The organism is Chryseobacterium sp. T16E-39 (genome assembly GCF_002216065.1).
Classification (GTDB): Bacteria; Bacteroidota; Bacteroidia; order Flavobacteriales; family Weeksellaceae; genus Chryseobacterium.
The window spans coordinates 257,024-268,873 of the sequence record NZ_CP022282.1 but is presented as its reverse complement, the minus strand read 5'-3'; the positions used below and the strand labels follow the sequence as shown (position 1 = coordinate 268,873).

13 protein-coding genes and 1 tRNA gene are annotated in these 11,850 nt (G+C 35.6%); 5 read left to right on the top strand and 9 right to left on the bottom strand.

The window, feature by feature from the left end; all coding sequences use genetic code 11:
• Position 1: 1 nt before the first annotated feature.
• The 5 genes from CEY12_RS01180 to CEY12_RS01160 all read right to left on the bottom strand — a co-directional run bounded on the left by CEY12_RS01180 (position 2) and on the right by CEY12_RS01160 (position 4,558).
• Complete coding sequence (locus CEY12_RS01180) at positions 2-991, bottom strand: helix-turn-helix transcriptional regulator (RefSeq protein ID WP_089025952.1); 990 nt, start codon at positions 989-991, stop codon at positions 2-4.
• A gap of 236 nt (positions 992-1,227) precedes the next feature.
• On the bottom strand, positions 1,228-2,466 hold the full coding sequence (locus tag CEY12_RS01175; RefSeq protein ID WP_089025951.1) for a site-specific integrase: 1,239 nt from the start codon (positions 2,464-2,466) through the stop codon (positions 1,228-1,230).
• A 250-nt stretch (positions 2,467-2,716) separates the two neighbouring features.
• Positions 2,717-2,804: transfer RNA gene (locus tag CEY12_RS01170), tRNA-Ser, on the bottom strand.
• A 94-nt stretch (positions 2,805-2,898) separates the two neighbouring features.
• Complete coding sequence (locus tag CEY12_RS01165) at positions 2,899-3,957, bottom strand: 3-oxoacyl-ACP synthase III family protein (protein WP_089025950.1); 1,059 nt, start codon at positions 3,955-3,957, stop codon at positions 2,899-2,901.
• A gap of 253 nt (positions 3,958-4,210) precedes the next feature.
• On the bottom strand, positions 4,211-4,558 hold the full coding sequence (locus CEY12_RS01160) for a winged helix-turn-helix transcriptional regulator (protein WP_089025949.1): 348 nt from the start codon (positions 4,556-4,558) through the stop codon (positions 4,211-4,213).
• A 134-nt stretch (positions 4,559-4,692) separates the two neighbouring features.
• Here CEY12_RS01160 and CEY12_RS01155 point away from each other — a divergent pair, with 134 nt between their 5' ends.
• Positions 4,693-5,754: an NADH:flavin oxidoreductase gene (locus tag CEY12_RS01155; protein WP_089025948.1), complete on the top strand. Its 1,062-nt coding sequence runs from the start codon at positions 4,693-4,695 to the stop codon at positions 5,752-5,754.
• A gap of 166 nt (positions 5,755-5,920) precedes the next feature.
• Here CEY12_RS01155 and CEY12_RS01150 read toward each other — a convergent pair whose 3' ends face one another.
• Both CEY12_RS01150 and CEY12_RS01145 read right to left on the bottom strand, forming a co-directional pair.
• A complete protein-coding gene (locus CEY12_RS01150; RefSeq protein ID WP_089025947.1) occupies positions 5,921-6,310 on the bottom strand; it encodes a RidA family protein in 390 nt (129 codons plus the stop codon).
• A 99-nt stretch (positions 6,311-6,409) separates the two neighbouring features.
• Positions 6,410-6,973 carry a Crp/Fnr family transcriptional regulator gene (locus tag CEY12_RS01145; RefSeq protein ID WP_089025946.1) on the bottom strand — a complete coding sequence of 188 codons (564 nt, stop codon included), beginning with the start codon at positions 6,971-6,973 and terminating at the stop codon, positions 6,410-6,412.
• A 107-nt stretch (positions 6,974-7,080) separates the two neighbouring features.
• Between CEY12_RS01145 and CEY12_RS01140 the strand changes: the two genes are divergently transcribed.
• From CEY12_RS01140 to CEY12_RS01125, 4 genes are all read left to right on the top strand, one after another.
• Entirely contained in the window at positions 7,081-7,914 is an 834-nt protein-coding gene (locus CEY12_RS01140; protein WP_157676725.1) for a sigma-70 family RNA polymerase sigma factor, read from the top strand.
• A gap of 45 nt (positions 7,915-7,959) precedes the next feature.
• A complete protein-coding gene (locus tag CEY12_RS01135) occupies positions 7,960-8,580 on the top strand; it encodes an FMN-dependent NADH-azoreductase (protein WP_089025944.1) in 621 nt (206 codons plus the stop codon).
• The gene (locus tag CEY12_RS01130; protein ID WP_089025943.1) at positions 8,555-8,917 is read left to right on the top strand and encodes a nuclear transport factor 2 family protein; all 363 of its coding nucleotides are present in this window, start codon (positions 8,555-8,557) and stop codon (positions 8,915-8,917) included. The genes CEY12_RS01135 and CEY12_RS01130 overlap by 26 nt, the downstream gene beginning before the upstream one ends.
• A gap of 98 nt (positions 8,918-9,015) precedes the next feature.
• Complete coding sequence (locus CEY12_RS01125; RefSeq protein ID WP_089025942.1) at positions 9,016-9,972, top strand: NAD(P)-dependent oxidoreductase; 957 nt, start codon at positions 9,016-9,018, stop codon at positions 9,970-9,972.
• 13 nt (positions 9,973-9,985) lie between these two features.
• Here CEY12_RS01125 and CEY12_RS01120 read toward each other — a convergent pair whose 3' ends face one another.
• Together CEY12_RS01120 and CEY12_RS01115 are read right to left on the bottom strand one after the other, a co-directional pair.
• Positions 9,986-10,711 carry a sterol desaturase family protein gene (locus CEY12_RS01120; RefSeq protein ID WP_089029740.1) on the bottom strand — a complete coding sequence of 242 codons (726 nt, stop codon included), beginning with the start codon at positions 10,709-10,711 and terminating at the stop codon, positions 9,986-9,988.
• 109 nt (positions 10,712-10,820) lie between these two features.
• Positions 10,821-11,828: an SDR family oxidoreductase gene (locus CEY12_RS01115; protein WP_089029739.1), complete on the bottom strand. Its 1,008-nt coding sequence runs from the start codon at positions 11,826-11,828 to the stop codon at positions 10,821-10,823.
• Between the last annotated feature and the right edge of the window lie 22 nt (positions 11,829-11,850).

Here is an 11,850-nt window from a genome sequence, read left to right as displayed (position 1 = left end):
ACTAGTCAACAAATTTAATTCTATTTATTCTTTCCTTTACAATCGAAGCTAATTCTTTCGGTTCCAAAACACACATTTTTTCTCCATAGGAAAGAATTAGAGCTTCGAGTTCGTAATTAAGTTTTACTTGAAGATGAAGTATATTCTCTTTGATTTTCTGCGATCCATGAATAGGTTTTGAACTGATGTATGGAATAATATTTTCTGAAAGTTCAATTTTCACATCGACAGTTTGCTTGGATTCATCGTTACTTACTCCAATGACATCTTCAAAATACTCTCTAAAATCGATTTCACAAATTTTGAATGATGTTTTTGATAGTTGAATATCCACTATACGGTCTAAAGCGAGATTTTGAATTTTATTTATTTGATGATTATATCCAAACAAAAACCATCGGTTATTATATTGTTTGAGATAGTATGGCGATATATTAAATACGTTTTCTTTTGATGATTTAAATCCACAATATTTTATATCCAAAGTCTGAGTATTAGCAATATGATGATATAATGGATTAAGTAGTTCTATACCTTTTAAAAATTCATTATCTTCAAAACTTATAATCTGCCTTTGATTTTGAGATTGGTTTATTCCAGAATTTAATTTTGCCTGCATTGTATTAACCCAATCGAATCCTGGTAAATTATTTATTCTTGACAACGTTTCCATTGCCTCATTGAGTGAATCTAATTCTGATGGGTTTAATGGACTTTTTAAAATTGAAAATTCAGAATCTGAATACCTGTAGAAAACTTTTTTACCATCTTTATAACTTTCAATAGGTGCATCAAACCCTGCCTCACTTCGCATAAATTCTATATCATCAAAAATCTGTCTGCGAGAAACTGTTGTTTCTTTTACATAATATTCGGTAAGTACATCCGAACTGTACTTAATTAAATCATCAATATAAAAAGCTTTATAGAAATTAGAGAAACATTTATCAAGAGCCTTATATCTTATTTGTGCATTTTTATTAGTAGCCATTACTTTCTCAGTATTCGTAACAAAAATACGAAACGAACCCTTAAAGTCAATGTTGATTAGTCACATTGGTTGAATCTTAGGTCTTAAACGAAGAATTTTGATAACTATTCCTGTAGGATTAATACAAAAATAGATTAAGACTTTTTTTTGTTCTTTTTATAAAAAAAAACAGAGGGGTTTCCAATAAAAAAGTTTCACATAAATTCAAAAGAAATATTTTTCAACATATTAAATGATTATTTATTAGAATTTTCCGATTCTTTACTTTTAAGTATTTGCCTCAAAACCGCCATATCATCACTCACTTTCTTATCAAGAATTTTCGCATAATGTTGAGTCGTTTTTAGATTCTTGTGACCAAGCATTTTGCTTACACTTTCAATCGGAACGCCATTGGATAATGTAACTGTAGTGGCAAATGTGTGTCTTGCGATATGAAATGTCAATTCTTTGTTAATCCCACAAACATTAGCAATTTCTTTGAGATAAGAATTCATTTTCTGATTACTTAGAACAGGAAACAGAACATTTAAATTAACACATTCTGGATGGTCTTTATATTTCAGAATAATCTCTTGAGCTAATGGCAGTAGTGGAACTCTGGTTGCCGTACCAGTTTTCTGACGATTTGTAAATATCCACTTGTCCCCATCTATTCCAATATTAATGTGAGATTTAGATAATTTTTTCACATCAACATAAGCAAAGCCAGTATAACAACTGAAAAGGAAAATATCACGAACTTGACTCAATCTGTCCGAAGCAAATTCCTTGTTATAAATTGCCTGAATTTCCTCCTTTGTAAGATAGGGGCGTTCCACTTCTTTAATTTTTGCTTTGTAGCCTAGAAAAGGATCTTTGGATAGCCAACCGTTCGCCATGCATAGGCGCATAATTTTTTTGAAGTTCTTGATGTATTTTACAGCAGTGTTGTTCGCGCATTTTCGGACACTGCGAAGCCAGAAATCATAATCCATAATGAAAGCGTGATCTATCTTTGTAATATCAATGTCAGAAATTTTATATTTCCAATTTAGAAATTCTTGTGTGTGTTTTAAAGAGGTTTTGTACCGTTCCAATGTACCGGGCGCAAAATCCTGACCTATTAATGCTTCTACTTTATCATTGTGATCCTGAAAAATAGGAATGAGCATTCTTGTGGTAACATCAGTCCCAAGCAGTTTAGATTTTAAACTTTCTGCTGTTACAAAATCTTCTTCTTTCAGCATCAGGTAGTGGAAATCGTAAACTTGCTGTTCCAAAGTTTTAAGGTAAGAGTTCAGTGTTTTGGCTTCTTGACTATTACCTACGGCTTTCTGTGATTTATTATTCCATTTCTTTGGGTCGATATACCTTTTAGCTGCAATCTCTGCAGCCTTGCCATCTACAGTGATGCGTAAGTAAATAGGAGCAGTTCCATTTGTTCTGATTTTATTCTTTTTTATAAAGAATAGTAGGTTGAATGTTTTGTTCATTGTGGGATAACTTTAATTGTTTAATAATTTACTTTTTGTTACCACTTTTTGCAAGATGTTCAACCGTTAGACTGCCTATTGGTCGGGTTTTCCAGAAATTTCAGTGACCTATTTTGATATTTTCACGATAGGTCACTAAATAGGTCACTTTTAATATGGCCTTTTTTGATTTTCTTTGATACTAGCGCAAAACAAAAAACGCTGTAAACATCAATGTTTACAGCGTTTTAGCTTATTTTGGTTTCCCAACTGGCGGAGAGAGAGGGATTCGAACCCCCGGACCTGTTACAGTCAATAGTTTTCAAGACTATCGCAATCGACCACTCTGCCATCTCTCCTTAAACTCCGGTTACACCGTTGTTTTCAGTGGTGCAAATATAGAGAGTTTTTTATTTCTGACAAAATATTTTTATCAGTCTGTGAAAAAAAATATTAAAATTTATACACAAATGCATTAATATTCATTCCAGCACCTACTGAAGCAAATAAAACCACATCTCCCTCGTTGATATCATGAGAATCCAATTCATCATTTAAGATCATAGCAAGTAATGAAGGAATAGTTGCAACACTGCTGTTTCCAAGCTTTTTAATTACCATAGGCATAACATCCTCCGGCATTGGACTATTGTATAACTGATAGAATCGTTTTACGATAGCTTCGTCCATTTTTTCATTGGCCTGATGGATAATGATCTTATTCAGCTGGGTGATCTGATAACCACTGTCATCCAGGCATTTTTTCATTGCATCAGGTACATTGGAAAGCGCAAATTCGTAAATTTTACGGCCATCCATCTTGATGTATTTCGTATCAGGGCATCGTTCATTATTATATGATTTCCCGAAAAACAGGTAATCTTTTTCATTCAAGGTAAAAGACGCTGAAACGTGAGATTTTATTCCTCCTTCTTCATTGGAAACTTCTAAAATGGCAGCTCCTGCACCATCTGCATAGATCATGCTGTCTCTGTCATGAATATCTGATACTCTGGAAAGTGTCTCCGCACCAATCACCAGACATCTCTTAGCTATACCAGCCTTAATAAATGCATTAGCCTGAATTACGCCTTCAATCCATCCCGGACATCCGAATAATACATCATAGGCGACACAAAAATTATTTTTGATTTTTAAAAGATGTTTTGCTCGTGAAGCAAGACTTGGAACCGTGTCAGATTGGATAGTTCCAAAGCGGACATCCCCAAAATTGTGGGCAAATATAATATAGTCTATAGTTTCACGGTCAATTCCTGCATTTTCTATTGCTGCTTCTGCTGCTATAAAACCAAGATCAGAAGTAACCTGATCATTTCGTGCATATCTTCTTTCTTCAATGCCTGTAATCTCTCTTAGTTTACTGGCAATAATTGCATTACTTTCTTTTAATGACTCGCCGCTTTTATTTATAAAATTGTGTTTATCAAAGAATAAATTGGTAATGGTTTCTGGGGGAATGTAGTTTCCTACTCCGATGATTTTAGTCGTCATTTAAAAGTTATGATCCGTTAATTCATTTTTGATTTAAGAATTAATTCGATAAATATAACGATTAAATATAAAAAAAAGTATTTGGGAATACATATTATCTGTTTTTTTTATTTAATCTATTATGCATGTCATAACCAATTCATGAATTATAATTCACAAATTGGACTATAAATAAAAAATAAATAATCTCTACCAATTCGTAAGCAATCACTCATTTGTACAGTGACCGGTCAGCAAACCGGTATTACATAAATCAGACATTTGTTTCTGCAAACATCTCTTTTGTTTCATAGCTTCTCTCCCACTCTTCGAGTAAATAAAGGATAGGTAAGAGAGCAAGTCCTTTTTCGGTCAACGCATACTCAACTCTGGGTGGAAGTTCTTTAAACTCCTGTCGGGTTAATAATCCGTCTTCCTCCATTTCTCTAAGCTGATCCGTTAAAACCTTTCGTGAAATAACGTGTATCCGTGCAGCGATCTGTCCAAAGCGCAACACTTTATCTTTGATGACCATCACAATGATCGGTTTCCATTTGCTTCCCAAAGCGGACATTGCCTTCCCAAGCGGGCAGCTGCATTGGGTCATTTTATTATGTCTCATCAGTTACTATGAAGTTACTATTGTTGGTTACGCCAAAGTTACCACAATTTTTTCTCTAATAGATACAAAAACGAATTATTATTAGTTACTTTGTGTAACAAAAAGAATTCACATCATATAAAAATTCATAAAAAATGAGTACAGACGCATTATTCAGTCCATTTAATTATAAAAACCTACAGCTGAAAAACAGAATTGTAATGGCACCAATGACCAGAGCACAATCAGCTAATGGGGTACCTACCCAGCAGATTGCAGATTATTATGGCCGGAGAGCAGCTTCGGAAGTAGGGTTAATCCTTTCCGAAGGAACTGTGATCAACAGGCCGGGTTCTAAAAACATGCAGAATATCCCCGATTTCTACGGCAATGAAGCATTGGAAGGATGGAAAAACGTGATTGATCAGGTTCATCACAATGGCGGTAAAATGGGACCACAGATCTGGCATGTCGGTGATACCAGAATGTCTGAGGACTATCCTTTAGTTCCTATGGAAAAAGCTTCCACAATGTCTCTTGCAGATATTGAAGATACAATCAAACAATTTGCTGCTTCAGCAAAATCCGCAAAAGATCTTGGTTTTGACTGTCTTGAGATCCATGGTGCCCACGGTTATCTTATCGATCAGTTCTTATGGGAAGTAACAAATACAAGAACTGATGAGTATGGAGGTAAAACAGTGAAAGAAAGAACCCGGTTTGCAGTCGATGTTGTAAAAGCAATCAGAGCAGCTGTAGGAGAAGATTTCACGATCATCATCAGACTTTCTCAATGGAAACAGCAGGATTATAAAAGCAGATTGGCAACAACGCCTACTGAAATGGAAGATTGGTTACTTCCGTTGAAGGAAGCAGGGGTAGATATTTTCCATTGTTCACAACGCCGTTTCTGGGAACCAGAATTTGAAGGTTCGGATCTTAATTTTGCTGGATGGGCTAAGAAATTAACCGGTCAGCCTACGATTACTGTTGGTTCTGTAGGTCTTAAAGGTGATTTTATGGCTGCTTTTGCAGGTGAAAGTTCAGAAAAATCTGACCTTACAGAATTGCTTCGCAGACTGGAAAGACAGGATTTTGATTTAGTTGCAGTAGGACGTGCATTACTGAATGACCATCAGTGGGTAAAAAAAATAAAAGAAGGAAAAATAGAAGAGCTTTCAGGTTTTGCAGCTGAAAGCATGGGGGTTCTATATTAGTAGCCACCACCATTTTTCTGTTCTTATCATATAAATTTTCTTCAATAACGGGAAATCTGATCTCCTGATTTCCACTTTGCAAAAAGATTTCTGAAAATATTCAAAAATCTGATGCATAAAAAACCTTCAAGTTTTTGGCTTGAAGGTTTTATTTTTTTGCAAAAAATTATTTTACAACGGTTGCCTCCAGCTCAACAGTTAGGGTCTCAAATAATCCGGTTACCTCCAGCATGGTAACGGCCTGCTCAATATTATGTCTGGCAATCCATTCCTGAAGAATAGGAAAATGAGGCCATAGTTCTTTGGTAGATGTTGTGTAGATATTTAATCTTACAATACCATTACATTCATAGCCGGCAGCTGTGACTACTTCTTCCAGATTCGCAATTGCCTGCTCAAGCTGAGATTTCATATCCTTATTACTTGATGTTCCATCCGGATCAATAGCTGCCTGCCCTGAGCAGTATAAAGTACTTTCAACATTTTTTACTTCTACAGCCTGAGAATAGCTGCGTTCTTTTTGCCAATCCCAAGGATTGATTGTTCTTTTTTCCATTGTTTTGACTATATCAAATTAATAGAGCAAAGTTGGCATTTATCCCTTGACCTATCTCTTGATCTCTATCACGATTATGGAGTGAGGAAGATCACACACTTATGGAGAAAGGCGGCTCAATGTTTCTCTTGAAACACCAAGATAGGCAGCCAAAAGAGATTTTGGAACACGCTGAACTAATGCAGGATGCTGCTCAAGTAATTGGTCGTATCTTTCTTTTGTACTGGAGGTCATGGTAGAAATGATGCGTTGTTGTGCCGCTATAAATCCAAAATATGCTTTTTCAAGAAAGAAACGTTCGATCTTTGGAATGGCATTGCATAATTTCCTGTAGTCATCCAGGGCAAGACATAAAACTTCAGTATCTTCAACGCATTCCAGTGACATGGTTGCTTTGGATTGCGTATAAAAAGCACGGAAGTCACTCTCCCACCAGTCTTCCATAGCGAATCCCACAATATGACTTTTATCTGTATTATCTGTATAAACCAGTTTTAAAAGTCCTTTCAATACAAAATAATTATAGACTACCGCCTCTCCTTCCTGTATTAAAAACTGGTGTTTTTTATATTTTTTCCTTGTAAAATAAGAGGATACCACAGCAAACTCTTCATCGTTCAGGGAAACGATTTTTTCAATATGTATTCTTAATAGATCCGACATTGTTGATAGCTTCGAAAGTATAAAAATACTACTTTTACTTTTTTTACCATTTAATTAAAAAAAATGGTCACGTTTTTCACATGGTAAGGGTCTTAAAAAGAAATGACATGCAGGAAAATTATCGTCAATTATTAACGTACGCCTATAATATTACAGGTTCTTACGATGATGCTCAAGATCTTGTTCAGGATGTATTGGAAAAATATATTTCATTAGACAAAACTGAAATCCGGAATGAAAAAAACTTTTTAATTAAAAGTACAATCAACCATGCCATTAATTTTAAAAACAGGCATTCAAAAAAATTGGTGTACGGCGAATGGCTTCCTGAACCATTATCTCTGGAAAATGCGGAAACTAAACTTATTAAAGAACAAACCGCGCGTTATACCTTACTTGTACTGTTAGAACGATTGAGTGGTAAAGAACGCGCCGTGTACATTTTGAAACAAGGCTTTGATTATTCGCATCAGGAAATTGCCGAATTCCTTGACATTAGCATTGAAAATTCACGAAAGTTACTGAGCAGAGCAAGCAAACAGCTTCAGGATATACAGTATAATCCGGACCATATTGACTCTCCAGTCCATCAGGAAACCCTCAGCAAATATCAAAAGGCACTGAGCGAAGGCAGTATTCCGATGCTTGAAGAACTTTTATTGAACGATATCAGGCTTTCGGCTGACGGCGGGCAACGTGTAAGGGTAATAAAAGCAGTGGAAGTAGGCAAATCAGCTACCGCGACTCTTTTAGCCTACGTCCAGCAACAGTTTCTTCATCATAAGCCCTATACTTTCCATATTTTCAATCATCAGCCGGCTATCTGCTTCTGGCGGGAAAACCATGTTTACAACTGCCATATTCTGGATGTTGATCATGAGGGGATGATCCGGGAAATTTATTCTATTGTAGATCCTGAAAAATTAAAAAAATTGGTTTAGGCGTCACGTTTTAAAAAAGTAGTTTGTCTTTAAAGAAAAATCAACATGACAACACTACTTCGTATTGACAGCAGCCTTAGAATGAATGATTCTTATTCCCGTTTAATGGGAGACTATTTTGAGGAACGATGGAAAACAAAACATGCGGATGGAAAGATTATTACAAGAGATGTTACCTTACAGCCTACTCCCCATCTGACGCAGGAAACAGTGAATGGTTTTTTTGATGAAACCCTTCATTCTGAACAACTGGAATTATCAGATCTCTTAATAGAGGAATTGCATGCCAGTGATGAAATCCTTATTAACTGCCCAATGTATAATTACGGAATTCCTTCTTCATTAAAAGCTTATTTTGATCTTGTTGTCCGGACGAAAAAGACATTTGCCTATGATGCCACCGGAATAAGAGGATTGCTACTGGATAAAAAAGCATCTATTATTTCTGTTATGGGTATATTACAGCCCGCCACACAGGAAAAAAATCCTCTTGAAACCCAGATCACCCGTATTTTGAATCAGCTAGGAGTGATAGAAATCGGTTATTTTCCAATGGACGGAATGATCGATCCTGAAGAGGCTTCACTGAAAATGGAACAACAGAGAAATCATATTAATCAATATTTTAATCATCAGGAATATGCAGCACATACAACAAGCCATTGAAAGCTTTATTAAAGCCGGAGATCATAGTGATACAAAACTAATGGAAGAAATCCTTCACAAAGACTATCAAAATATCCAGGACGGATTTTTCGATCAGCAAGGTATTTTCATTATTTCCAAAGAGCAATATATAGAACATATCCGAAGTAAAACGTTTGGTGGTAAGCCCAGAACTATTTCCTATGATTCTATTGAAGAAAAGGGAAATATTGCCATTGCAAAGTTGACTTTGGAGAGTGAAGTTCTCCGGTTTACCTCTACTATCATTTGTGTAAAGGAGAATGACCAATGGAAAGTAATTACCAATATTCCTGTTATAGAAAAAAGACAGGTTTAAAATACTATCCGCTTAAAGATCAATATAGGAATGAGTACTCTTCCTATATTGATCTTTAAAAATACTAATCGGTTTTACCAATTGATGTGATCGAAATAATGAGCTTTACAGATCGAAAAATTTTAAAGAGATTTGTAAAAGAAAAACCATTGAAATCTATTCAGGAGTTTTTAACAGTAAAAATAATAACAATGCCCATTCAACCTATTATAGCTATTCTTTTTCCCGGAGATATGGGAACACAGATCGCCAAAGCACTTATTAAAAATAATTACAAAGTAATCACTGCGGGGAACGGAAGGTCAGCAAGAACTTTGGAAAATATCAAAAGCATTGGAATCGAAGATGTTGGCTCTTTGCAAAATATAGTTGAGCAGGCAGATATTATTCTTTCTCTTACCAGTCCGGAGGGAAGTCTTGAAATTGCGGAAAACACTATTTCTTGCCTGGAAAACACTGATAACCGTCCAGTTTTTATAGATTTGAATTCTAATACTCCTGAAGTTGCCCTGAACCTTGAAAAACTGTTTTCAGCAAAGAATATTAAATTTGTAAATGGTGCTGTGATGGGAGCTTCAAAAGATATTCCTGATCATGCAACATTAATCGTAAGTGGTACGTATCGAAATATTTTTCTGGATGTTTTTTCTACTGTATTCAAAATAAAAGATGCCGGAGAAAAAACAGAAGCAGCATCCGCTTACAAACTCTTATTTTCTATGGTCAATAAAGGGATGAATGCATTATTTTTTGAAACGATGACCGCTGCTGCCCATTTCGGTATTCTGGATGAACTGAATGACAGTCTTCAGGAATTTCTACCCGGAACCTACAAAGATCTAATGAAAACAACTCCTACTTATCCACAACATATTTTCAGGAGAATTGATGAGATGAAAGGTCTTACCCAGATGTTGAAAAGTGAAAATCTGCCAGGTATAATAGCTTCCGGAACAGCAGAAACATTCGAAAGAGTTTACGAATCGGGAATTTTTAAGAATGAAAATTTTGAAGGGGTTATTGATACCCTGCAAAGTTTTAAAAAATTAGCCTAGACAGGAGCAATTCTCACTTTTTGTATGTCTTGAATATTCTGTCCCAGATAGAGGTATAGAAACCAAAATTTTTAGTTTCATCCAAATGATGCTGATTGTGAAATTGTGTGGTCCCTACAAAATACCGGTCAAATTGTGGTGGAAAAAATTCTTTATTTAAATGACCGATTGTCCCCCAAACCAGATTAATAAAAAGATACGTTGTAATCGAAATTACAGAAAAATCATAACCAACCAATAGGGCTAATATCATTAATCCAAATCCTATCGTCTCTACAGGATGTAACACAAAAAGACTTAAAAAATTAGTATGTACATGTTCATGATGTTTACCGTGCAATCTTTTATACACAAAGGGCATATGTGCTGCATAATGAAAAAGGTACATACAAAAGTCCATCAGTAGTATTAAAATAACCACTTCAAAAAAAATTGAAACCGGTGAAAGATGATCCCCGAGCTCAATCCATCTGTTTTTCCATAAGAAAACACCCAACAACATGACAAGACAGTTGCAAAAGACGGTAAGAAGGCTCAGATAAAAATCGGACCTTGTAATGGGATGGCTGAAGTCCTGTATCTTTTTTTTAGGACAGGTTTTCTCAATAAAAAAATAGAGTCCAATTGAAAACAGAAACAAAGCAATATTAACAACCAGGCTGAATCCAATCCATTCCAACCCGGTAAACCGTTCAAGTATTTTTATATATTCTGAAAATCCGGATCCGTTAAAATTCATAATTTCAGTGTCAATCATGCGATGTAAAAGTATGAATTTAAGAGGAGCCAGTGAAATGAAAGGAGTGGATAATTATAGATTTATCCCTATAATTGCTGAATATCGCTTTTTATGCTTTTTTTATTTGTTTACTTCCTGTGCTGGTCTTCAATATCATATAAGCAAGTCCTAGACCTAATCCTGCCGCAATAGCTATTTTTGTCTTTTTTGAAGGGACAGGTAATATCGTTTTTCCATAAATCCGGTGAGGTTCGGAAGAGGGCTGTAAAATATTTCCTGAATCGGGAGGTGCATTTTTCACTTTCATGACCATTCGCATTCCTGCTGAAGCCATATTAATGATGGGTTTTGGAAATAGCCCATAAACATTTTTGAGAAGTAATGAGGTAAAATCGGGAAACAAATCTTTTCTTGGATTTTTAGCCAATTCTACAATTTTTGCAGCTGTGTCTCTGGGATCTGCCGCAAATGGTGGTATTTTAAAATCCAGTCCTGAATATTTTGCAGAATGCATATTCCCTGTAGACCTTTGAATCTGTGGATAAATATTACATATATGAATATCCGGGAAATCGGAAATTTCTCCCTGAAGACAATCCATCATCCCACGAATTCCAAATTTTGTGGATGAATATACTGCACTGTATGGTGCCGGCATAAACCCACCAATCGATACATTATTAATTAAAATTCCCTCCTGTTGTTTTTTAAAAATAGGGAGAGCACTGTAAGCTCCATGCATATACCCGAATAAATTGGTTTTTATGACCTGCTCATTGAGTTCCATAGGGATTTCTTCAAACTTTCCACTGGCCATAACCCCTGCATTATTCACCCAGATATCAATTCTTCCATTAAATTGTATAGCTTTTTCTGCGAGATGAGCCACTTCATCAGCTTTTGAAACATCTGTAGGCACCCCTAATACAGCAACTCCAAGATCTCTGCAAAGGCTTACTGTTTCGTCCAGTGCTTCTTTACCTCTGGCCGCTACCACAATATTACATCCTTCCAAAGCAAAAGCTTCAGCAGTCGCTTTCCCAACTCCACTACTTCCTCCGGTAATCACGACAGTCTTTCCTCTTATGCTCTTTTTTAATTTAGTATCAGATTTCATTTTGTAATTGATTTGGTTAATA